This window comes from Arthrobacter sp. B1I2 (assembly GCF_030816485.1).
In the GTDB taxonomy this organism is placed as follows: Bacteria; Actinomycetota; Actinomycetes; order Actinomycetales; family Micrococcaceae; genus Arthrobacter.
The window spans coordinates 140,199-163,502 of record NZ_JAUSYC010000002.1 but is presented as its reverse complement, the minus strand read 5'-3'; the positions used below and the strand labels follow the sequence as shown (position 1 = coordinate 163,502).

Below are 23,304 nucleotides of genomic sequence, written 5' to 3'. Positions count from 1 at the left end.
AATGAGCAAGAAAGTCCGCCTTGGCATAATCGGTCTTGGGCAGCAGGGCAGCATGTACGCTCACTTCATCAGCACAGGTAAAGTCCCCAACATGGTCATTGGTGCCGTCTGCGACGTCGACGCGTCCAAGAAGGAAGAAGCTGCTGCCAAGTATCTGGACATCCCGTTCTACGATGACTACATCACTATGCTCGACAGTGGAGACGTGGATGCTGTAGTGACCTGCGTGCCGCACTTCCTCCACCCCGAGATGGGTATCGAAACGCTGAAACGGGACATCCACGTGCTCGTCGAAAAGCCCGCTGGAGTGTACACAAAGCAAGTGTCGGAACTGAACGAGTTCGCAGCTAGCAAGCCCGAACTGTCGTTCGCCATCATGTTTAACCAACGGAACAACCCCCTGTACCAGCGGCTCAAGGAGATCGTGGAGAACGGGGAAATCGGCGACATCCGCCGGACCAACTGGATCATCACCACCTGGTGGCGCCCACAGGGGTACTACAACTCAAGTGAATGGCGGGCCACCTGGGGCGGCGAAGGCGGTGGTGTCCTGGTAAACCAGGCGCCTCACCAGCTGGACCTCTGGCAGTGGATTTGTGGTGTTCCCAAATCGGTGTACGCAAAGGTTGCATACGGCTTCCGCCGGGACATCGCAGTTGAAGATGAAGTTACAGCCCTAGTCGATTACGGCGACGGCGCCACGGGCGTCTTCGTCACCGCAACCCATGACTTGACCGGCACGGACCGCTTCGAGATCCTGGGCGACAAAGGCAAGATCATCGTCGAAAACTCCAAAACGGCCACTGTGACCCGACTGGTCAAGCCGGAGCGTGAACTCAGCGATTCGATGGGTATGGACGACATCCGCAAGGTAGTCACCGGGCAGCTGGACTCCGATGAGCTTTACGCTTCCGAAGTCATCGAATTCCCGTCACCTTGGGGGGTACAGCACGCGGGCGTACTGGAAAACTTCGCCGCCAATATCCTGGACGGAACCCCGCTTCTGGCCCCGGGCTCGGACGGCATCAAGGGTGTTCGTCTGGCTAACGCAATTCACCTGTCGAGCTGGACGGGGAGCGAAGTCGACTTGGACTTTGATGAAGACCTGTTCCTCGCTGAGTTGAACAAGCGCATCCTGGCAGAAGGCAAGTTCCCACAACGCTCCTAGTCATTGGCAGCGACACTTCCTCCGGCTCACGCGGAGTAGATGCGTAGGCGACCGTGACGATAGGGCCCTGGTGACCAGGTGGACCGGCCTTGCGGGGCCTCCGGCTCGTCCCAACTAACCGGCATCCGCGGTGCAGGTGGCGCCTATCCGCTCTTCGCGACCTCATAAATCAGACTTGAAAGGACCTGCTGTGAAAATCATTGCTGCCGACGTCTTCGTGACGAGTCCCTCCCGAAATTTCGTGACCCTCCGGATCACCACCGAGGACGGGGTGACCGGCATCGGCGACGCCACCCTCAACGGCCGTGAACTTGCCGTTGCCGCGTACCTGAAGGAGCACGTTGCGCAGCTGCTGATCGGTAAGGACCCGCACCGGATCGAGGACACGTGGCAGTTCCTGTACCGGAGCGCCTATTGGCGGCGGGGACCGGTGACGATGGCCGCGATCGCCGCCGTCGACATGGCCTTGTGGGATATCAAGGGCAAGATGGCCGGGATGCCCGTGTACCAGCTCCTCGGTGGGGCGTCGCGGAACGGGTTGCGCGCGTACGGGCACGCCTCGGGCGCGGATATCCCGTCGCTGTTCGATTCGGTGCGCGAGCACCTGGAGCTGGGGTACAAGTCGATCCGGATCCAGACCGCCGTCCCCGGGATCAAGGCCGTGTACGGGGTGGCGGCGCAGGCGCAGGCCTCGGGGGAGCGGTATGACTACGAGCCTGCCGGGCGTGGTGCGTTCCCGCTGGAAGAGGACTGGGACACCCGGGCGTACCTGCGGCACCTGCCGACCGTGTTCGAGGCGGTCCGGAACGAGTTCGGCCCGGAGATCCCGCTGCTGCACGACGGGCACCACCGCATGACGCCCATCCAGGCCGCGAAGCTGGGCAAGGCGCTGGAGCCGTACGACCTGTTCTGGTTTGAAGACTGCACCCCGGCGGAGAACCAGGAAGGCCTGCGCCTGGTCCGCCAGCACACCACCACGCCGTTGGCGATCGGCGAAATCTTCAACACGGTCTATGACTTCCAGACGCTGATCAAGGAACAGTTGATCGATTACGTGCGGGCCGCGTCCACGCACTTTGGCGGGATTTCCCCGTTGAAGAAGGTCATGGACTTCGCTGCGCAGTACCAGATCAAGTCCGGTTTCCACGGGCCCACGGACATTTCCCCGGTGGGCTTCGCCGCGCAGCTGCATGTGGGCCTGGCGATCCATAACTACGGGATCCAGGAATACATGCAGCACTCGGCCAGGACCAATGAGGTCTTCGAGCAATCCATGACGTTCACCGACGGTTACCTGCACCCGGGCGACAAGCCCGGCATCGGCGTCGAATTCAATGAAGAAGCCGCGGCCGCCTACCCGTACCAGCAGGCCTACCTGCCCTACAACCGCCTGGTCGACGGTACCGTCCACGACTGGTAAGGAAAACAGTGAGTAACAATCAACCCGGAAACGCCAAACCCCGTGTGGTGGTCATGGGCGTCTCCGGCTGCGGCAAGACCACCATCGGGGATCTCGTGGCCCGCGAACTGGGCGTCCCGTTCCTGGACGGCGATTCCCTCCATCCGGTGGAGAATGTCGCCAAGATGGCCGCCGGCACACCGCTGACGGATGAGGACCGCTGGCCCTGGCTCGCGACGGTGGGCACCGAGCTGGCCAACGCGGGAGATGGCGGGATGGTGCTTGCCTGCTCCGCGCTCCGCCGCAGCTACCGCGATGCGATCCGCGAACAGGCTCCGGACACCATCTTCCTGCACCTGAACGGCAGCAAAGAGGTCCTGAAGGCACGCACAGAAGGCCGCACCGGGCACTTCATGCCACCGGCACTCCTGGAGTCACAGCTTGCAACGCTGGAACCGCTCGACGCCAACGAAGCCGGCGTCCACGTCGACATCGCCGCACCCGTAAACGAAGTAGTGGCCACGGCGCTGGCCAACATCCCGCACACCCACGTCTGACCCTCTCGCGGCCGGTGATGGCTGCCGCCGACCAAAAGGGCTACCTGAATGCTGTTACCAATGAAGGAGAAAAACTGTGAAGATAACCCCGGGTAGCGTCGCCGTCATCACGGGAGGCGCCAGCGGTATTGGTTTTGGCCTGGCAGAAGCCCTCGCGGAACGAGAGGTCCGTCTGGTTTTAGCCGACGTCCGAGAGGATGCCCTTGAACCGGCTGCTGATGCCCTCCGGGCAAAGGGCGCGGAGGTTGCGACCGTCCGCACCGACGTCACCGACCGGAATTCCGTGGAAGGGCTTGCGCACCGCACCTTGGAACTATTCGGACGGGTCGACCTCGTTTGCAACAACGCCGGCCTGATATGTTCCGGCGCACCCCTCTGGGAGCAGAGCACACAGACCTGGGACCGAATGATCGCGGTCAAGGTCATGGGAGTTGTCCATGGAGTCCAAGCCTTCGCCCCCATCATGATTAAGCAAGGCGCAGGGCATTTTCTTAACACTGCATCGTCCGGCGGCCTGGCGCCATTGCCGAACCGCACACCGTACACCGCCACAATGCACGCGGTTGTAGGTTTGACCGAGACTCTCGACCTCGAACTCAAAGCAGAGGCGCTGGCCCTCGGGGCGACCGTGCTGTGTCCTGGCCTCGTGGACACAGCAATCGGAAAGAACTCGGCAACCTTGGGCGCAATCAAATTGTCGTCAGGCGCCGAGGGGGCGATGCGAAGCATCGCGGCTGCTTCCGGAGGGATCCTCACGCCGCTGGAGGTTGGCGAGGCAGCGATAGCCGGCATTGAGGAAGGCAGGGTCCATGTAGCCCCCGGTAATGACGTTTCCGCCCGCGCTAAAGCAAGGGTGCAAGGCCTGTTGAGGGACTTGGAAAAGTCAGGACAGGTTATTGAAACCCATTGATGTCATGACTCCCGGGAACAGACCTAAAAAACCAAGAGCCCACGCAACGAAGCACAAGAAGGGTTCATCCACTGGTTCGATCCTCAGGACATTGACCGGGCTGCTTACGGGCCTTCTTGTAGCGCTCTTGGCGAGCTCAATTATTTCCACCTCAATTCCTCGAATTGTTAACGACCTAGCGGGATCCCAGGCCACTTTCACTTGGATCGTGACCGCCACTTTACTGGCCATAACTATTAGCACGCCGATTTGGGGCAAATTGGCCGACCTACTAAATCGGAAGGCATTAGTGCAGGCAGCCCTGGTGATCTTTATCGCAGGTTCCCTGCTGGCTGGCGCTGCACCTGAACCAGGCACTTTAATCGCAGGACGCGTCATTCAAGGACTGGGCGCTGGCGGCTTGCTGACTCTGGTGCAGATCATCATGGCCGATATCATTAGCCCGCGAGACCGTGGAAAGTATATGGGCTTGACGGGCGCAGTCATGACAGCGGGCTCCGTGGGAGGACCGCTGCTCGGTGGAGTCATCACTGATTTCGCTGGGTGGCGGTGGAACTTCTTCGCCTCAGTTCCCTTCGCCCTGGCCTCGCTCGTGCTGATTCAACTTACTCTTCACTTGCCCCGGAAGCCTCGGACCGTGACCATCGATTACGCCGGAGCCGTCTTCATAACCGCCGGCGTGTCGAGCCTGCTGATCTGGATAACTTTGGGTGGCTCGCAGTTTGAATGGCGTTCACTTCAATCTTTGCTGTTGCTGGCGGCATCCCTCGTACTGCTTATCGCTGCCGTCCTGATAGAAAGAAAGGCCGCAGAACCGATTATCCCGCTGTCTCTGTTCCGGAATCGTTCCTTCTCCCTCACTGTTATCGCCAGCATCTCAGTAGGTGTGGCGGTCTACGGTACGGCAGTATTCATGAGCCAGTACCTGCAGCTCAGTCGCGCGGCCACCGCTACGGACTCTGGACTTATTGCCATGCCTCAGGTCATTGCAGTGGTGGTGGCGTCCACGGTCGTTGGCGCCCTGATCAGCCGCTCGGGTAAATGGAAATTCTGGATGGTCCTGGGAGCCAGCTTCCTCACCTTGGGCTTGGGTTGCTTGGCAACCATAGGCGTGGCGACACCGATACCACTCCTGTGGACCTATATGGCATTTGTTGGATTGGGCATCGGGATGGTTATGCAAAACCTCGTCCTCGTCACTCAGAACACGGCCGAGGTAGCGCACCTAGGCGTAGCAAGCGCCGGGGTAGCCTTCTTCCGCACTCTAGGCGGAACAATCGGAGTCACGGTACTTGGCGCAGCCCTTTCCTCAAGGGCAGCACAAGTCATAGCGGACAAATCCGACTCCTTGAGGGCGCAGGGGATTGACCCATCGGTGATCAGCACCGGACGGCTACCAGATATGGGTTCCCTAAGCGATCCCCTTCGTGCCGTGGTTGCGGAAGCCTATGCCCAGGGAGTGGCCGGAGTATTTCTACTATCCACGCCGCTTGCGCTGCTTACTGTTGTCGCCATCGCTTTCCTTCCCAATGTGCCTCTGAAGCGAAAGACAGGCCTTGAACAACTCGCGGAAACGGAAGCAGAAATCGCCGTGGACATCGCCGGGGGAGAGGCACGGCTAGCTGTTAGCGAATCGGAAGGTACGAGGGAATTGTCAACAGACTCCCGCCGCCCGTAAACCCTGACCCGTCCGAGGGCAGGCACCCACCGGAGCCCGTAGGGCAGCCCGGCAAGACACCAAAAAGACTTTCAGAAAGGAGAACCATCATGAGCAACGTTGCAGTCATCGGACTCGGAATCATGGGCCTGCCCATGGCCATCAACCTGGTCAAAGCCGGCCACACCGTCACCGGCTTCAACCGCAGCCAGGACAAGATCGACAAGCTCGTCTCCGAAGGCGGCAAGGGCGCCTCGAGCATCGCCGATGCCGTGAAGGATGCCGACGTCGTCATCACCATGGTGCCGGACTCCCCCGACGTCGAAGGCGTGGTCAGCGGCAAGGACGGTGTCTTCGCCAACGCCAAGCCGTGCGCCCTGTGGATCGACGCCTCCAGCATCCGCCCCGACGTCGCCGTCCGCCTTGCAGCAGAGGCCAAAGAAGCCGGCCTCCGCCCCCTGAACGCCCCGGTTTCCGGCGGCGAACAGGGCGCCATCGACGCCGTCCTGTCCATCATGGTGGGCGGCGACAAGGCAGACTCCGACGACGCCCAGGACGTCCTCAATGCCGTCGGCAAGACCATCGTCCACGTGGGCCCCTCCGGCTCCGGCCAGACCGTTAAGGCTGCAAACCAGCTGATCGTCGCCGTCAACATCGAAGTCCTCGGCGAAGCCATTGCGTTCCTTGAGGCCTATGGCGTGGACACCGACGCCGCCCTCAAGGTCCTCGGCGGCGGCCTGGCCGGCTCCAAGGTCCTGGACCAGAAGGGCCAGAAGATGCTGGACCGCAACTTCGACCCCGGCTTCCGCCTCGCCCTCCACCACAAGGACATGGGCATCGTCACCTCGGCAGCCCGTGAAGCCAACGTCGCCATCCCGCTTGGCGCCGTCGCCGCACAGCTCGTCGTCGCCACCGCCAACCAGGGTGACGGCGCACTGGACCACTCCGGACTCTTCAAGCAGGTCCTCCAGCTCTCAGACCGCTAGTAGCGGCCCGGGAAATCCGTGCGTTGCGTCCCGCCTCCTCCATCCGGGCATATTAGGAACAGATATGGCACTCGCCCCTGAAACGGCAGCAGACCTCGTGTATGAAATATTCGACCTCCAACGAGCAGTGCGTTGCATCGCTGCATTTACCTCACGAGGGGAAGGAATGGGCGCAGCCCAGCATTTCGTACTTCGGCTTGTAGGTGAGGGGGAGTGCCGGGCTGCTGTGCTCGCTGCGCGGCTCGGCATTGGTGCCCCAGTCCTGAGCCGGCACATCGCGGATTTGGAGGAGCAGAGTCTAGTCGTTCGTCGGAAAGATCCAGGTGATGGCCGTGCTCAGCTTGTTGCCATTACACCATGGGGTCTGGAAAGACTGCGACGCTTGGAGGCCGAACGATCAGCAGCCTTTCAAGAACATCTCTGGGACTGGAACGAGGAAGATGCCCGCAGTGCGGCGAAAACACTGCACCAGCTAACTCAGTCGCTCGTCAAATCTGCCGTGCAGGCCCGGAGCACAACTAGCTAACACCCACGGCCTTCATGCTGGAGTCCAGCCCAGGAGTATTGGTCTGCTGGAAGGCGCACGCTGCAAGTGGTCTGTCCCTCCGACCTTGCAGGCGTGCGCGCCTGGTCAAGAAAGCGCCTCTGCCTCCTCCCCCTTAGGACTGTCTCGTATGTCTCCCTCGAAATGTGTAGAGCCAGGCACCCTTAGGAGGGCTCTTTCCAGCGCACGTATAAACAGAAACGGGATTGCCAGTGGATTTCCTGCTTGAATACAACCTCGTTGATGGCGTTTTGATGTGGACCCTTACGGTGCTCACAGCTTGGCTCCTCGTTGTCCTCAGCTGGCGCAGGGTTCCCTTGTGGTGGCTGGCAGCCGCCTGGATTTTCACGGGCGGCGCGCTGCTGGCGTGGCTGACCCTGTGGGTGTTCGAGTTCGTTTTAGATGTCGTTAGCAACCTTCCATGGCAGGTTAGGGCATGGTTTACTTCCTTCGTCGGGGCTTCGGTACTGACAGGGGTAACCTTCTGGAAGTCTCCTCGGTGGAAAAAAGTTTTGGCTGTAGGTGCTGTCCCGATTTTTGTGGTCACGACCGTAGTCGGGATCAATTCCTACTACGGTCTTCGGCCCACCGTTGCGGCGCTGCTGGGTATATCGCTTGCCCCTCAGCTGGACATCAATAAACCAGCGCAAGACATGACCACCAGCATGCCGGTTCTATGGAGGGACTGGGAAGCTCCGCCGAACATGCCTGCCACCGGTGTCACGAGGACTCAAGTTATTCCAGGAACGTTATCGGGATTTACTCCCAGACCTGCCGGAGTGTACCTCCCTCCAGTCGCCCTTGTGGATTCCCCCCCGGCTCTGCCGCTGGTGGTCATGATGATGGGCCAACCCGATGACCCTGATCCCCGTTTCGCCGCGGATGCACTTAATGAACTAGCGGCCCGGAACCGAGGTCTGGCACCGATCGTAATCGTGGTTGATCAACTGGGTAATCCGCTTGTCGACGACCTTTGTTTGGATACAGCCCGATTTGGCAACGTTGAGACGTACATCAACAAGGATGTCGTGGAGTGGGCGCGAAGGAATTTGAACGTCATCGGTGACGCCAGGTACTGGACAGCGGGTGGATATTCACACGGCGGCCAATGCGCCATCTCATTCGCCGCCAAATACCCGGAAACATGGGGCAACGTCCTTGATGTATCAGGAGAAGAGTACCCCGGAGCCGAGCACCCCGGAAGCACTCTACGAGAGATATTTCACGGGGACCAGACCGCATACGACGCGCAAAAACCCGAGCACATTCTCAATATCCGCCAATACAAGGGCATCCATGCAGTCTTCACCGCCTGCCGCGATGATCCGGCCTACATGACCGCTGCCCGGAAGATAAGCACAGCAGCCAGCCACGCTGGAATGACCGTCAACCTCCTGGAGATCCCGGAAGGCGGGCACGGCATAGGTGCCCTTGCAACTGGCCTTCGCGACGGTTTTGGGATCCTATACCCCCGACTGGGCTTATCCAATCCAACGGACGGACCGGCTCCATGACAGTCAGGCACAGGCAGGCACAAAGCACAAAAGGCTTCTCCCGGCGGTATCTACTTGGCGCCGGAATTTGCCTAATGTCCTATCCGCTGCTGGAAACACTCAGCCAGAACCGCAAATTGGAACAAACAGAACCGTGGGAAGACGATAACGAGAGGCAGCGCGAATTTCCGGACGAAGACGACGTATCCATACCCCCTCAACTACCACGGACACTGTCTGTTCCAAGCCGTGGGGAAGTAATCAGGTCTTTCACCGGGCAGGTTCCCGTCTACTGGGGACTTGAAGCGCCAGGGGTGCTGAAACGGCTACCAGCAAGTTCGGGAGGGGTGGTCCTCACAGTGGACTTTTGCGGAGGACCCGGTGGCAACGCAGTGGATACGCTCTTGCTGAATGCCCTGCGGCAAAACGGGATTCCAGCCACCCTTTTCCTCAACTCCCGCTGGATTAGAGAAAATCCTTTGAAGAGCCAAGAACTCGCCAACGATCCTTTGTTCGAACTCGCAAATCACGGCTCCGCCCATTCTCCCTTGTCTGTGAACGGAAAAAGTGCCTACGGCATCCCCGGGACGAAAGGACCAGAGGAAATTTACGACGAAATAATTACAAGCAACGCCGTTCTGGAAGATTTAACCGGGCGGCCCCAACGCTTCTTCCGGCCTGGGACCGCATATATGGACGATGTAGCCGTACAAATAGTCCATGCCCTGGGGCTCATTCCAACCGGCTTCAGTATCAATGGAGATGGAGGAGCTACCTTCACTGCTTCAATCGTTGCCCGAGAAGTATCATCAGCTGCACAAGGGGACATCGTGATCGTCCACGGCAACCACCCCGAGGGTGGAACCGCCCAAGGACTCATTCAGGCCTTGGCCTCAACACGGGACCTAAACGGAAAATTCATGCACTTCCCGGCAACCGTAGCGTAAGCGAATGGTGCCTAGGAGTGCGCTGAACAATTGGCGGAAGTGAGGCGTGCCTGCTGGATCTTCGGGACTAGTGATTTACGGCTGGTTTCATGCAGGGACGTGAGGATGGGCAACGCGGATATTTGGATGTCGAGGCGCTGGCTCGGGAGTTGTTAGCTCCGGGCAGCGTTTTCGCTCATCTGGCCACGCATCGGGGCGGTTGTTTCCGGATTCGGTGATGGAGGATCTCTTTCCGTCGCGGCGGGACTGGCCTTCCGTTCCGGCGCCGGTGATCGGGTCGGTGCAGGCGTTGCAGGGCCTCTTTGACAGGGGAGACCGTCGAGGCGCTTTGAGCGCATTCTTGGAGGTTCGTGTGGAGCTGGTCGACAGACACCCGGAGATTTGGCGCCAGCAGAATGCCCGGCAGCACGATGACCCTGAATCAGGTCCACCGGGTTCTCCAGGCGGTCTTTGGTTGGGAGGACATGCACCTGCACAGGTTCACAGCCTTGGAGCCCTTTGTGAGGCTGCGGCCGGCCAATGGCGAAGTTCGCGCGACAACCTGACCGTGGCTCCCGAAGCAGGAGTGCCTTGATCCGGACGACAGACCTGAGGAGGAATTTTCACGGACGCCATTAGCCAAATTTTCCCGACCCAAATCAGGGTCACCGCTGGCGGCCTGTCCTACAACCTGTCAACCGGGCCTTGGCTGAGGAGTTCTGACTTCCGGTCTCTGGAGGAAACACCACGAAATGGTGCCAGAAAAAGGGCGCCTTCCGCAGCCACTCCCCCCGCACATTGTAAAGAGCCGATAGCCGAGATTCCGTCAAGCTACGGCCACGGGGGTTACGGCTCAACGACGGCGTCGGTAGGGGAGTGGTTCAGTCCAGCGTGGCGTGGCGCAGGTACTGGAAGACGGTCTCTGCTGATTCCGTAGTCACGAGCAAGTAAGGCCTTCGGGACACGTTGCCGGCGCGCTGTACCAGCTCGGCGGCCCGTTCCGGTGTGAGAGTCTTTCTCCTGCCTTTGTAGGCGCCGCGCTGCTTGGCCAGGGCGATGCCCTCCTTTTGGCGTTCCCTGATGAGGGAGCGTTCGAACTCGGCGAAAGCACCCATGACGGGGAGCACGAGGTTGGCCATGGGGGAGTCCTCGCCGGTGAAGACCAGGCTCTCCTTGACGAACTCCACCCGCACGCACGCAAGTCATCGAGATTTCGCGCGAGCCGGTCCATGCTGTGCACAACCACGGTGTCCCCGTGGCGGGCGAACCGCAGCAGTTCGGTGAGCTCCGGCCTAGCGGTGTCCCTGCCCGAGGCCTTGTCGGTGAAAACTCTGTCAAAAACTTGGCCTTCGAGCTGGCGTTTGTCATTCTGATCCAGCATGCTCACCCGCACGTACCCGATCCGCTGCCCCGCCATATGCGCCTCCGACCCTCGTCCTGTCAGGTTGAGTTCTAGGCTCGTGTAATGCTCATGGCGTTGGAGAGCTTGGTACCGCCGTTGTTGCCCGCGAAGAGCATTGCACCGAGAGAGGCGGCCAGTGGCGAGCTCCGGCAATTTCTACATGCCCGATGGGAAGCAGCCGCCCGGAGGCGGCCTCACAATCTAGCACTGCAACCGCTTGCCTCAGCGCCAGCAAATGCTCCTGCCATCCAATCTCGACCAAGCAATAACACGCCTTCCCTTGGCTTATCGCGGAAGTCGGCGCAATGCAATCGGTTGACATACTACCGTCGCGTTGTGATACTGGACACGCCTCCGCATAAATAGGTGGGGCTTTCGGTAAGACGTTCCACTTTGGCCACTAATCCAGAGGAACCATGGATCGGAGCTGTCCAATCGGGCAGAGCATCCCACCTTGGGTTCAGAAGCGCTTTCCATTTATTGCCTTGGCCTACCGGCACACCCTGGCTGACGAAGACAGAACTTCCCCGGCGCCTGTTCGCGTTGCTCCAATCAAGAATCTCCGATGCCCGAGTCACGACCAACGGCCAAGACGCCGCAAGCCACTCGCCCACTGATTGGGGGATATCCGGTGGCGAGTAGCATTCCCCGGCAAGGTCCAGAAATTTCTCGAGTACCAAAAGTTTCGCGCGGAGTGCTGATCAGTGTCACAACCAAGAACACCGGAGTTGGCGGGGAAACGAGCGGCACGTCCGAGAGGCTGCACTACGAAGGCAGTAGCGCCAGTTGACCGAGCTCCGTCGGAGACATGACTTCGGCCCGAGTACGACTTAGCTCGGCCCCCGCGCTACCAGAACTTAAGACCAAAGGAAGCCATGATGAAGCAACCCCGTCAGGGAACCCCGACCTACGCGCGCCGCACTGTGCTATCGGTTTCGTTCGTACTTGCGTCCAGTCTCGTGCTCCAAGGTTGTTCTTCGGGGAATAGTGAAGCTGACAGCGGTGACATCGAGCTGACAGTTCTCAACCAGTCCCGTGGACAGGCCGAAGCGCTGACTGCCCTTGCGGCGAAGTACTCTGAAGAAACAGGCATCAAAGTATCTGTCGACACCCCTGGTCCCGCGGACTTCATGTCCAAGCTCCAATCTAAGGCCCAGTCCAATTCCATGCCGGATTTGTTCTCCTCCGTTGGCAATTCAGAGATGGCACCCTTCTACAAGGCCGGTTGGGCATTCAACCTTGAGTCGGAAATGAATGGCGACTGGAGCAAGAATTTCCAGCCGGATCTCCTCAAGGTGACAAAATTCAATGAGGGCAACCCTGATGGGGTGAAGGCGGGAATTTACAGCGCACATTGGGAGATATCGGTATACGGGCTTCTCGTTAATCCGGACAAGGGAACCATAAATCCCTCTGTTGCTCCCGCGACTATGGCAGATCTGACGAAGAAGCTAGCCGAGGGAGGCGAAAAGGGGCAGGGTAAATTCTCAATCTCAGCCTCGATGGTTCCCAACCTGATCCAGTACTACGCATCAAACTATATGAGTGACGAGGAAATAGACGCAACTTTCTTGGGCAAAGCGAGCTGGAAAACGGAGGCCTGGCGAAAGACGTTCAAACTCCTTGAGGACCTTGCAAAGGCGGGAGCTATAGCAAGCAACACGATTCCGGGAGGCTCGGGGGATAACGCCGCGGTCGAGAAATCGTTCTTCAACACGCGAGATATAGGAGCAATTTTTGATGGCTCTTTCTCAATTGCAGTGGCAAGGTCGTCAGCGCCTGACTTCACAAATTACCGATCGCTTCCTCTTCCTAAAGCGGCGGATGCAACGCATGAACCCAGAGCGCGCTTTGATACGGGCAAGGGTATGTCAGTGAACGCAAAGGGCAAGCACACCAAAGAGTCCCTGGCGTTCCTGAAATGGCTCACGGCTGCAGAGCAGCAGACGTACTTTGCTAAAAAAATGGGAATACTGCCATCCAATCCGGAAGTCTTGAAGTCCGACACGATTTCTGCCCAGGCAGAAGGCTTCCGAGATCTGCTCCCGACTCTCCAAGTTGTCCCATCTTCGCTTTCGACGGACGTCAAGAATGTGATCCAACGTGGCTCTCAGAACCTCGTCCTGGGGGAGACGACGCCGGACAAGCTTCTTGAAGATATTCAAGTTGCCCAGGACAAGAGCAAATGACAAGCCAGCTAGAGATTCAGCCGCGGCTACATAGTCCGTTGAGGCAGTCGCGGCGATCACTGCGGCGTAACTCTACTGGTTGGCTGTTTCTCGCACCTGCCGTCCTGCTGATTGCCGCGTTAACTGTCATACCCTTTGGGCAAGCGATCCTACTGAGCTTTCAGGAATGGGACGGTATAAGCCCGGACTCTCCGTTCGTCGGGCTCGACAACTATTCCGCCGTCCTAAAGGATCAGGTTTTCTGGGCCTCGATGGGCAATGTCCTTGTCTTTGCGGTGGTCGGGTTCTTCCTGGGCAACGGTATCGCCCTCGCTATGGCCATAGCAGTCAACAAGGTGCCACGAGCAAAGGCGTTCTTCAGGACGGCCTTCTACCTTCCAGGCGCATTCTCGGTAGTAGTTGTAGGCCTGATTTACTCCTGGCTGCTGGAACCGCGGATTGGGATTGTTAACCGTGGTCTTGAAGCAATTGGCGCCGGTTCTCTCTCGCAGAACTGGCTAGGTAACCCGGAAATTGCGCTTTTCAGCGTTGCGCTGGTCTTTGTCTGGTACCACTGGGGCTTTGCCTTTATCCTCTTTCTCGCCGGACTGCAGGACATCCCGAACGAACTCTACGAGGCCGCCAGCTTGGACGGCGCACCCGGTCGGACAAAGTTTCGCTACATCACATGGCCGCACCTCGCTCCCGTTACTAGCATTGTGAGCGTGCTGACGCTGCTCTCCGCCTTGCAAGTTTTCGGCACAGTACAAGTCCTCACCAATGGAGGCCCTGGCTACCACACCATGGTACCGACCCTTCAGATATACATCGAAGCATTCGCCAATCACCGTTATGGAACAGCTGCTGCAATGTCTGTTTTGTTCGGCGGTGCACTGGTCGTCCTATCACTTGTGCAACTCGGAATCTCGAGGCGGAGCTCCCGTGCCTAGTTCTCTCAGAAAGCTGACCCCTCATGTCCTCAGTTGAAGTGAAGGATCAACCGCCAACTTCAGAGGTGCTCACAGCGCGTACAGATGCAAAAGTCCACAAAGGCGGGCGTCCGCGTAAAATGGATAGATTGGGTCTGTACGGGCTACTTGCTGCCGCCACTATCATTGCTTTGTTTCCGATCTTCTGGCTTGTTTCGGGCGCGTTCCAGACGATAGACGAACTGTACAGTGGGACAAGCCTCTTGCCGAAGGCGCTTCAATGGTCCAACTTCGTTGACGCTTGGACCAAAGGTGACCTAGCAACCTATCTCACAAACAGTGTTATATACACACTGTGCGCAGTAGCCGGCATCCTGATCATTTCAAGCTTGGCAGGATACGCCTTAGCTCGAATGGATTTTGCCGGCAAGGGAATGTTTACTGTGGTGATCTTGGCTGTAATGGTCATACCCGCACCGGCAATGTTCCTCGCCCAGTATAGGCTTTTGATTTCGCTGGGCCTGACTAACAGCAGGATCGGGTATGTGTTGATCCTTATGACTGCTGGAGTTCCCATGGCAACTCTAATTATGCGGAGCTTTTTCTCGAGCCAGCCAAGAGAACTTGAAGAGGCGGCGGCACTTGACGGCGCCTCTTCATTCGTAATCTTCTTTCGCGTGATAATGCCCTTAGCCCGACCAGGGCTTGCGGCGGTTGGTGTGATTCAAGGACTGAATGCCTGGAATGAGTATCTTATGGCCCTGGTCCTGTTCGATGATGATGCTCTTATGCCGATTCAGCGCGGACTCACCAGCTTCGTGTCGGCCGACTCTCCGCAACAGCACATCCTACTTGCTGCTACAACAATTTCGATTGTGCCAATTATCGTGTTCTATTTGCTGGCCCAGCGCCACATTGTTAAAGGCCTCGGAGCTGGGGCCACGAAGTAGAATTGAATACTTACACCGAAGCGATTGAAATGCATTTCGCGTATCCGATTCACAGCTTCCTTATGCAACCGACGATCAATCGGGGGGCCGCCGAGGTTCCTGAGCACCGCTGGCGGCCTGCCCTACAACCTGTCAACCGGGCCTTGGCTGAGGAGTTCTGACTTCCGGCCTCTGGAGGCAACACCACGAAATGGTGCCAGGAAAAGGGCGCCTTCTGCAGCCACTCCCCCGCACATTCTAAACAGACATGAACGGGTATTCAGGAGCCGGGAATAGCGCCCGGCTTGCCGCATGACGGCAATTAACCTTTCAGCACCGGATGAGAAAGAGCAAATGATTCAAGCACCCAGCACGATCCGTCGCGTAACGACGACGGACGCCTCCCGGATCGACGATCTTCTGAACTCGACCATCGGCAGAATCATCCCAGACGCCGTTGAGCTGAACCACGGCATCAGAGTGACCCGAACCGGACCAGGAGAATACACTGTCGAAACCGCCGCGGATATTGCTTGCGGTTACACCGTCTATGAGGACAGTGTATGAACACTGTTTTAGTGACGACTGAGGCGCCCGAGCCATTGGCCCGCCGAGATCGACGACCAGGCTCGGTGCTAGTAACAGCCGGGCCGTGGAACCATGCATTAGATGCAGGAGACCTACGGGCGCAAGGCATCCAAGGGCACTTCCTGACCCAGTCTCCGATCACGAGCAGTTGCAAGAACGAATGATTGAATGCGGAAATACCGAATTCGTCAGCAGGCGGGAGTTCTCGCAGCCACTTCTACTCCCGTTATTTAAGAGCCGATAGTTGATCTTATGTAAAGCTGGCGCTGAAAGGGGCTCCCGGACCGGCTTCCGGCGACCCCCTGGACGGCCCTTCAGAATTGCGTCAACAGCAGCAATTCGCATGGGTGTTCGGACGCGGTCCCGACCCCGCACGTTCGGCCCGCAATTGGCGAAGCTCCAGTCAAATAGCGGTTGACCGGAGCTTCGGTCCATTATGTGCCGGTGAACCTTAGGATTCCCTGTGAGGCTGGCAGAACCGGGTATGACAGCGAATTATGTAAAGCTCACGCTGACAGGGCTTCACGAAGGCTCCCGACTAAGCCGCCCTAAGATGGCGAGCGATTAGGATCGCTAAGTTGAATCACCCCCCCCATGAAGGAGGCCTTGTGAGCGAATACGCTACGCCGAAAGTGTTTGTCCGCTATATAGGAGACGACGGTGAGGAATGGGATGCCGAATACTCCGAGTTCGCGCCAGTTGCCGGTCAATTCGTCTTTCACGGAACGCAGGCCTACCGCGTCGCAGAAGTCTGGGACATTCAAGCAAAGCACGGCGCCGTGGAATACGGCCTGACCGCCTTCCTGGATGCCGTCGACGTTATGGAACACCGCCTAGGCCAGCACGCGCCGTCGTACTACGGCGGGTAGCCTGGCGGGTGCCTCATGCCCTTCAGGCGTGAGGCACCCCATCCGCTAGCCCTCCCAGGCGTTACCCCAGCGAGGAAGTCCAGATTCCCCACAATCTTGACATCGTACGCGGCCGGTCCTAGAACTCAACCTGACAGGTCGAATGTAGGGAGGCTCAGGTGGCTGGACAGCGAATCGGATACGTGCGGGTAAGCACCCTGGACCAGAACGAGAAGCGACAGCTCGAAGGACAAGTTCTTGACCGCGTCTTCACGGACAAGGCCTCCGGCAGAGACATAACAAGACCGCAGCTCACGGAACTCCTGCGGTTCGCCCGCGAGGGAGACATCGTCGTCGTGCACAGCATGGATCGGCTCGCCCGCAACCTCGATGACCTCCGTGCTCTGGTCCAGGGCCTCACCCGCCGGGGCGTGCAGGTGGAGTTCGTCAAAGAGAGCCTGGTCTTCACAGGCGAGGACTCCCCCATGGCCAACCTCATGCTCTCCGTCATGGGTGCCTTCGCCGAATTCGAACGTTCCCTCATCAGGGAACGCCAAAGGGAAGGAATCGCACTTGCCAAGCAGCGCGGAGCCTACAAAGGACGGAAAAAGACCCTCTCACCCGAAAGTGCGGCCGAACTCGTACAGCGGGCGGGCAGCGGCGTTCCGAAAACCCTCCTGGCCCGTGACTACGGAATCAGCAGAGAGACGGTGTACCAATACCTGCGCCAAGCCAGACTGGAGTAAACCGCTCCCCTGCCGTGAGAACGTTTGCAGCGGTGTAAGCCTAAAAGGTTGATCGCCCATCAGTTTCTGATGCCTAGAGGCGTATACCCGAAGCGTTGGGCAGAGGCCTTCTAAACGTGCCCCTTCTCTATCTGATGGGCTCTCCACCGCAGCAGGGCCATCGTGATTGATCGGAAAGGGCCAAGTCCTTTGAATATGCCGCTGTTGAGGTCCTTACTTGACTCCAATACAAACCTAACCTTGGCGTGGTGAGTCCTCTGGAATGCCTTCTCGACATGTTCATCCCAGACCGCGTCAGGACCGACTCTCGACCGTTCTCCCACGAGTGTCGCAAGGTCAACAATCGCCTCCCGATACTTACCCGCGGCAGAGGAGACATCCATGGGACTGACCAGGGTAAGTCTGGAATGACTGAGGTGGTGGGCCCCCGATAAAGCCGAAGTGATCAGCGGTTGGCTTCGGCTCTTGAGGTCATGGTCTACGAATCGCTCGGCGGCAGCAAGAAACTCTGAACATGCCGCCATCTTCTCGTTTCGCAACCATTGATTGTGCTCGTTGACGTGAGAAAAACGGCTCCCTGCCCACGTCCCCGCGAAGGCAAACAGACCCGTCAGCAGCACAGGTACCAGATTCAGATACTCCCCAAGGTTCATGGTCGGATGGTAGCGCGAGGGGGTGACCTTTTTTGCAAGTATCCGTGATTCACTCTGTTTCACCAACAAATCAGATGTGGAAGTCTTGTACTGCACTCACACTGAGATCATGCAGCCTTCCAAGCCTCTTCTCCGATTAGTCCAGGTTCCGCGTGAAAAGCGGTGCGGACCCCGGGCGTGCACAGGCGATTATGAAACACGCGCAGCTGGATCTGTGGCGGACCAAGACCGGGAATAGCAGGGGAACTTGGCCACCCGGTGAATGGCCGCCGACAGAGTTGAAAACACAGTCGGAGATCCGGTGCCAGGGCACTCCTCCAGTGCGGAGACCGTTCACTGATAGGGCGCGTTATGTAAAGCCGAACTCTGCGTACCTCATCTGATGCATCAGTGCGTGCGCCCACTCTCACTTCAGCTCCTGGCCCCAATAGGCGACTCCCCAATCGAGAAGGATTCACAAGCGGAGCACAGCATTCACATGACGAGGGAACGCGGAGAGTCGATTCGCAGGGGTTCGATCACTAATTACCGTTGCCCCTGAGGCAGCCTCATCAGGTCAGAAACAAAACGTGACGGTCCGTGAAATCTGTCGTTCCAACCTTCGAGTTCCCAACCCGGCCCGTGAATCAGGATGACCAGTCGCAAGGCCCTGGTTACTGCTACGTAAAAGTTGCGTCGCGCCTCATCCACTGACTGGTCGGCTGGCGGAACCCAAACCCTGCGTCGTCGATCAAATGCCCAACGCGGTATTATGCCTTCACACAAACCGGGCAGGATAACTGTGTCAAACTCTCTTCCCTTCGCGCTGTGATACGTCGTGAGCATCACCTTGCCGCGCGCCTTTCCTCCGGCAATGTCGACCACAGTCATAGCGCTGTCTGCCCTCGTAGCGTCCCGGAATCGGTCCAGGGTCGACCGGTCACGTTCGTCTGGCGACGCGGTGCTGAGTTCTTCTAGCCCTGCATTCTCCACCAATTCCTCAAGGAACGCTGCAGCCGACACAGTCTCCCGCGTGTTTGCGTGGACTTCCACGAGGGAAACGAGCGAGCGACCGATTTCTCGAATCGAGTCATTAGCGTGTCCAAGCCCCGCCGCCACTCGCAGGGCTCGTAAGTGGGCCGCTAAATCCGAAATCGTTGGTATTGCCACGTCAGTACAGTCGCTGCTAGCGCTCAAAGGACCGGCAGTCCTCCTGGCAGCACAGGACGAGATAAAGTCTGCAAGTGGACCTGATGGCAACTCTCGCGCCCGCTCTACGAGGACAGGTAAGTCTTGTGCTTCCAGTTCATTCAAGAGAGCATCCAAGAGTGGTCCCTTGGCAGGGTACAGCAGCGCTATGTCTTCTGCCGGGACACCGTTGACGATCTGGGCCTGGACCAACCGAGCGGCGGCTTTCGCGTGAGCAGCCAGTGAGGGGCCGACCGCAATTGAGTCCACCTGACCCTTGTGCTGATTTCCTGGGGCGGCGCGATAGCCTCTCGATTCGTTGAGGAGCCTTTGGCTCGCGGAGACTATTACGGGTCCGCTTCGATAGTTTGTAGTCATGGGTATTGCCAAAAAATCCCCACGCGAGGCGAGGTCGCGAAGAAAACGAGGATCCGCTCCATCGTGAGCGTACATAGTCTGGTCCGGGTCACCTACGGCTGTGACTGTCACATTGTGGCGGAGGAGGATCAGAATAATCTGATGCAGGACGGGTCCCAAGTCCTGGTACTCGTCAACAATCAAGTGTGGAAGGCGGGTGGCAAGAAGTTCAGCCACGGCCGGGTTGGACGAAAGGATTCGCAGAGCGTTGCCGGCCATTGACTCAAAATCAACCAGCCCCTGAACGCGCATCTCGCGCTCTAGGTCTCGAACAGCCTGGACCATCTTTTCGTCCGCGAACTCGTCGACGTTCAGGCCGGCGGCGTCAAGACGCCGAATTTTTCCAACACGTGTCGTCTCATATTCGATTTTGCCGAACTGCACGTTGCGCGCCAGGAAACAATTTTCGAGGAGTTGAAGCCACTGCTCCCGGCCTATCAGCCGGGTAGCCCCCAGGGTCGGGTCGCCCGAAAGTTGCGCCAGAGGCTGAACGATTTCTCGGAGACAAAAGGAGTGCAGAGTACGATTCACCAGCCGCCGCCCAGGGCGAACACCCAAGCGCCGTAGTCGCAGACCGACCTCTTCGCTTGCTTTCGTCGTGTACGTGATTGCAGCAATTCCCGCACGGGAACCTAGTTCCGTTGCGAGGACATATGCGGCTCTTGCCACTAGAGTTCGTGTCTTCCCCGCACCCGGTCCTGCTAGGGCAACCACGCTGCCGCTATGCAGCACGATTTCCCTCTGCTGGTCATTTAGCTCCTCGAGCTCGACGGAGAGTTCCTTGGGTAGCATGTCACCTTCCGTCGGCGGTAGAGCTATTCTTAAGGTCAAATAGAGGCGAGTCGCGCACGTGCCAGCTGACATGATCTAGAGCCGCCAAGATGTACCCCCCAGAAAGACCCATCAAGTCAGAAGGACCAAGATCGGTTATGAGTTCTGGGTCTTCATACAGGTCTAGAACGCGACGGCGAAGATCCATGTTTTCTACATGAGCAGCAACGCGCTGGGCGTAACGCCCTTTGCTGATGGCGCCGATTCGCCTAAGAATGATTTCTCGATGCGTTGCGGCCTCACTGGCGCTCAGAACGTGATCGGTTAGAGCCGTCGTCGAGGCTGAGAACTGAGATTGCAGCTTATCGCTGACGTCAAAGTCCAGGAGCGCCGAGTTCATTTCCTTTGAGATCAGTGGGACTACGTCAGTTTCCATCGTGAAATCACCCACGAAGCATCCTCGATAGGCCGCCTCAAGCGCGACGGCTTGCCGGCCCGCGCCCAAGTCAACGATTTTTCGGGCGTCTGCTGCTAACAGGTTGGAAACCAAGTTTTGTAGCTCAGTTTCATAGCCCTGGTCCGCTGTGAGTGCAGAGGCCCGGGAGAGACCGGGTTCTGCAGCATCCGTCACATCCCCGTCTGTTATGACCACATAGGGTCTGTTGAGTCCCGCAGGACCAAGCAGCTTCACGTAGGGAGCGAAGTCTGTTCCAGCGACACTAGAAACCAGTACTCCGTGAGCATCAAGGTCGAAGCCGGCTGCGGCGGCGAGAGCAGGAATCAGGTACATCTCGGCTGTTCCCTCAACGAGAATTATGAAGCGAGCAAAGAGACACTCTGCTCGCGTCACGTCCAGGTACCGTTCGAGATCTTTTTCTTCAGCCGGGGTCAGGTACCCGGGCTTCAGAGAGGATCCCACCGTCGCCCTATCCTGTCTGGATAACAGCACAAGGCTCGGCAGCTTGGCGACTGCCGCTATGTGTGGACTGTGCGTGGTCAGTACAAGTCGAGTGGGTTCGGATAGTAGGTGACGGAATAAGTGTCGCTGAAGGCCGGGATGCAAGTGAGCCTCGGGTTCCTCAACCCCCAAAAACGAATCAACGACCGCGTCGTTCTCCCTCCGCAGGCGAAGCGTTTCGAGCAGCATTCCGAGGTAAAGAACGTTGGCGGTGCCAGTAGATGTCAAGGTAACTCCTCGAGTGCCAGCAGCGTCTACGAACAGCTGTAGTGCTCTCAGCAGCCCCTCGTTGCGCCGGGAAGCAAAGCCCAACGTTGGGTCCAGCTCAAGCTGAGGGCCTGACATTTCACTTATTCGTCCGGATATCGACTCCTGAGCTTTCTGGATATTTGGATCCTTCCGGAGGACGGCCATGGCTGCGTCGATGGCGGCATAGGCCGCTGCAACGTTCGTCTCTTCGGGGGGAAGCTGCTCCAGCAAGCGAGCAAGGGGACTCCGGTCAAACCTCGCTAAGTCAGCCTCAGCGTTACGCAAGGCAGGCAACACAGAGAGAGTTACGTGGTCCCTGACCCGCCTCATTTCATGGGCGCCGGCGTCGCCTCCAAAAATGTTCCATTCATAGTCATCTACCGTGAGTTCCTTGAAGTCCTGGCCGTCGTTGTCCCGATCGATCTTCGGCCTGAATCGATACGTTAGCCGGGCGACGTAGGGATTCACGGCGATAATGGAGCCATCGAGCTCGCTGATGGCACCGGCGTCACCATCGAAATCCGTAAGATCCACTACGACCTTCACTTCGACACCTTTGGGGATGCCTCCGGATTCTTCGTGGACGTCAGCCGGAGTAAGTCTGCGTTGCCGGTCCGAAAGATCAGGATCTAGAACAAGTCTGAGAGCGTGTAGGAGATTGCTCTTACCTACGGCATTTTCTCCAACAATGACAACTGGGGTCGGAAACGGATCAATAATTAAATCACTGAAGTTCCTGAAGTTCTGAACCTGCAGTCTGCTTATTCGCATATTTCTTATCCCCAAATTCTGCGGTGGTAGCGACGCCAGATCCCCTCACCATCACATCCTGACCCCGAAGCTTACTCGCCAAAAGCGTACCGCCCCTCCTTGCAACGCAACCCATCAAGCCAGGAAGATGTACACGTACATGTCGCACCGATGGGCGAAAATGCTGCTGCCGGCCGTCCCACGTCGACCATGCGCCAACCGGGAGCAGGGGTACCGACGGTCGTCCGATGAGACACTTTTGCTCATGAGCAAGATCGAACGCACCGCGAAGAACGCTGAAACCCCTGCGCAACTGACAACCTTGATAGGGCTCAGTGTCGCCTGCGCCCTAGCCGCGATCCTCACGGTCTTCGTTCTACTGAATAGTATGGGGCCAGCGCATCAAGCCTTTTGGTCCGGCCTTGTAGGGAGCCTCGTCGGTAGCCTCCTCGCGTTCATCTTGGCGATCGTTCTCTGGACGATCGAACGTAAGGTCGTCGTGAGGGAACGAATTCTCGATCGACGGGAAGCTCGTGAGGACGACCTCCGCCGGAGCGACCTGGCTGCCCTGCGGTCATGCCTCGCCCTGGTCGGCCACATCCGTGCACTGAGGTACGGGCTCCCGAACGAGGACCCACATGTAACAGCACGGGACCGCTATCTTTTCGACATAAAAGTCCAAGAAGCTGTATCCCTCATCAGAGATGGAGACCTTCAAGAAGATACTCAATTCATTGCTCGTTTAGTATCCAATGATGAAGCGGTCGCCTATTATGTCAGCCCCAACCACGCGCGTTTTCATGTTGCCGCCGATTGGTTAGTCCGTCTGATCAACTGCGACTCACAAGAACCTGTTACGGCGGCGAGACCGCATGACTATGCCGAGCTCTGTAAGGGATTTGAGCAACTTGACGAAGATCAGGAGGAGCAGCGCGCTGAAGACGCTTACTCGGAAGCGGAGCGCGCACAGGCTGCCGAGTGCGCATCTGCTGGTACCAGTGATAGCAAGTCTTAGGTCGTCTCACCGCTGCAATCCCTGCAGCAGCTGCCGGTGACTGAAAGGATTTGACCGCTACCCATTGGCGCCAG

20 protein-coding genes and 2 pseudogenes are annotated in these 23,304 nt (G+C 58.2%); 18 read left to right on the top strand and 4 right to left on the bottom strand.

Annotated elements, in window-relative coordinates; genetic code table 11:
• Position 1: 1 nt before the first annotated feature.
• The 11 genes and pseudogenes from QFZ57_RS20695 to QFZ57_RS21655 all read left to right on the top strand — a co-directional run bounded on the left by QFZ57_RS20695 (position 2) and on the right by QFZ57_RS21655 (position 10,206).
• The gene (locus QFZ57_RS20695) at positions 2-1,168 is read left to right on the top strand and encodes a Gfo/Idh/MocA family protein (protein WP_306637187.1); all 1,167 of its coding nucleotides are present in this window, start codon (positions 2-4) and stop codon (positions 1,166-1,168) included.
• 190 nt (positions 1,169-1,358) lie between these two features.
• Positions 1,359-2,588 (top strand): D-mannonate dehydratase ManD, encoded by a 1,230-nt coding sequence (manD, locus tag QFZ57_RS20690; RefSeq protein WP_306901789.1) that lies wholly within the window; start codon positions 1,359-1,361, stop codon positions 2,586-2,588.
• Positions 2,589-2,596: 8 nt separating this feature from the next.
• Complete coding sequence (locus tag QFZ57_RS20685; protein ID WP_306901788.1) at positions 2,597-3,124, top strand: gluconokinase; 528 nt, start codon at positions 2,597-2,599, stop codon at positions 3,122-3,124.
• A gap of 76 nt (positions 3,125-3,200) precedes the next feature.
• Positions 3,201-4,034, top strand: a complete 834-nt coding sequence (locus QFZ57_RS20680; protein WP_306637190.1) for an SDR family NAD(P)-dependent oxidoreductase — start codon at positions 3,201-3,203, stop codon at positions 4,032-4,034.
• A gap of 4 nt (positions 4,035-4,038) precedes the next feature.
• Entirely contained in the window at positions 4,039-5,712 is a 1,674-nt protein-coding gene (locus tag QFZ57_RS20675; RefSeq protein WP_306901910.1) for an MFS transporter, read from the top strand.
• 89 nt (positions 5,713-5,801) lie between these two features.
• Positions 5,802-6,677, top strand: coding sequence for a 2-hydroxy-3-oxopropionate reductase (locus tag QFZ57_RS20670; RefSeq protein WP_306901787.1), 876 nt, complete (start codon positions 5,802-5,804; stop codon positions 6,675-6,677).
• A gap of 64 nt (positions 6,678-6,741) precedes the next feature.
• Entirely contained in the window at positions 6,742-7,203 is a 462-nt protein-coding gene (locus QFZ57_RS20665) for a MarR family winged helix-turn-helix transcriptional regulator (protein ID WP_306901786.1), read from the top strand.
• Between the two features lie 230 nt (positions 7,204-7,433).
• Positions 7,434-8,735 carry an alpha/beta hydrolase gene (locus QFZ57_RS20660; RefSeq protein WP_306901785.1) on the top strand — a complete coding sequence of 434 codons (1,302 nt, stop codon included), beginning with the start codon at positions 7,434-7,436 and terminating at the stop codon, positions 8,733-8,735.
• A gap of 74 nt (positions 8,736-8,809) precedes the next feature.
• A complete protein-coding gene (locus QFZ57_RS20655) occupies positions 8,810-9,661 on the top strand; it encodes a polysaccharide deacetylase family protein (protein WP_306901784.1) in 852 nt (283 codons plus the stop codon).
• 89 nt (positions 9,662-9,750) lie between these two features.
• Positions 9,751-9,968: pseudogene (locus QFZ57_RS21660) on the top strand (IS5/IS1182 family transposase); the annotation flags it as partial.
• An 88-nt stretch (positions 9,969-10,056) separates the two neighbouring features.
• The gene (locus QFZ57_RS21655) at positions 10,057-10,206 is read left to right on the top strand and encodes an IS1096 element passenger TnpR family protein (RefSeq protein WP_373461332.1); all 150 of its coding nucleotides are present in this window, start codon (positions 10,057-10,059) and stop codon (positions 10,204-10,206) included.
• Positions 10,207-10,521: 315 nt separating this feature from the next.
• Here QFZ57_RS21655 and QFZ57_RS20650 read toward each other — a convergent pair.
• Positions 10,522-11,057: pseudogene (locus tag QFZ57_RS20650) on the bottom strand (recombinase family protein).
• 860 nt (positions 11,058-11,917) lie between these two features.
• Here QFZ57_RS20650 and QFZ57_RS20645 point away from each other — a divergent pair.
• The 6 genes from QFZ57_RS20645 (at position 11,918) to QFZ57_RS20620 (ending at position 17,250) form a co-directional block, all read left to right on the top strand.
• Positions 11,918-13,231, top strand: coding sequence for an ABC transporter substrate-binding protein (locus tag QFZ57_RS20645; RefSeq protein WP_306901783.1), 1,314 nt, complete (start codon positions 11,918-11,920; stop codon positions 13,229-13,231).
• The gene (locus tag QFZ57_RS20640; protein WP_306637199.1) at positions 13,228-14,160 is read left to right on the top strand and encodes a carbohydrate ABC transporter permease; all 933 of its coding nucleotides are present in this window, start codon (positions 13,228-13,230) and stop codon (positions 14,158-14,160) included. Before QFZ57_RS20645 ends, QFZ57_RS20640 begins: the two co-directional genes overlap by 4 nt.
• Positions 14,161-14,183: 23 nt before the next feature.
• Positions 14,184-15,089, top strand: coding sequence for a carbohydrate ABC transporter permease (locus tag QFZ57_RS20635; RefSeq protein WP_306901782.1), 906 nt, complete (start codon positions 14,184-14,186; stop codon positions 15,087-15,089).
• A gap of 291 nt (positions 15,090-15,380) precedes the next feature.
• Positions 15,381-15,635, top strand: a complete 255-nt coding sequence (locus tag QFZ57_RS20630; protein ID WP_306637204.1) for a hypothetical protein — start codon at positions 15,381-15,383, stop codon at positions 15,633-15,635.
• Between the two features lie 629 nt (positions 15,636-16,264).
• Positions 16,265-16,525: a hypothetical protein gene (locus QFZ57_RS20625; protein ID WP_306901781.1), complete on the top strand. Its 261-nt coding sequence runs from the start codon at positions 16,265-16,267 to the stop codon at positions 16,523-16,525.
• A gap of 158 nt (positions 16,526-16,683) precedes the next feature.
• Entirely contained in the window at positions 16,684-17,250 is a 567-nt protein-coding gene (locus tag QFZ57_RS20620) for a recombinase family protein (protein ID WP_306901779.1), read from the top strand.
• Between the two features lie 110 nt (positions 17,251-17,360).
• On the opposite strand, the gene QFZ57_RS20615 is transcribed toward QFZ57_RS20620, so the two are convergent.
• The 3 genes from QFZ57_RS20615 to QFZ57_RS20605 all read right to left on the bottom strand — a co-directional run bounded on the left by QFZ57_RS20615 (position 17,361) and on the right by QFZ57_RS20605 (position 22,236).
• Positions 17,361-17,966 (bottom strand): hypothetical protein, encoded by a 606-nt coding sequence (locus tag QFZ57_RS20615; protein ID WP_306901778.1) that lies wholly within the window; start codon positions 17,964-17,966, stop codon positions 17,361-17,363.
• A 462-nt stretch (positions 17,967-18,428) separates the two neighbouring features.
• Entirely contained in the window at positions 18,429-20,279 is a 1,851-nt protein-coding gene (locus QFZ57_RS20610; protein WP_306901777.1) for a UvrD-helicase domain-containing protein, read from the bottom strand.
• A gap of 1 nt (position 20,280) precedes the next feature.
• On the bottom strand, positions 20,281-22,236 hold the full coding sequence (locus tag QFZ57_RS20605; RefSeq protein ID WP_306901776.1) for an ATP-dependent nuclease: 1,956 nt from the start codon (positions 22,234-22,236) through the stop codon (positions 20,281-20,283).
• A gap of 244 nt (positions 22,237-22,480) precedes the next feature.
• Here QFZ57_RS20605 and QFZ57_RS20600 point away from each other — a divergent pair, with 244 nt between their 5' ends.
• Positions 22,481-23,230: a hypothetical protein gene (locus QFZ57_RS20600; protein WP_306901775.1), complete on the top strand. Its 750-nt coding sequence runs from the start codon at positions 22,481-22,483 to the stop codon at positions 23,228-23,230.
• Positions 23,231-23,304 lie beyond the last annotated feature (74 nt).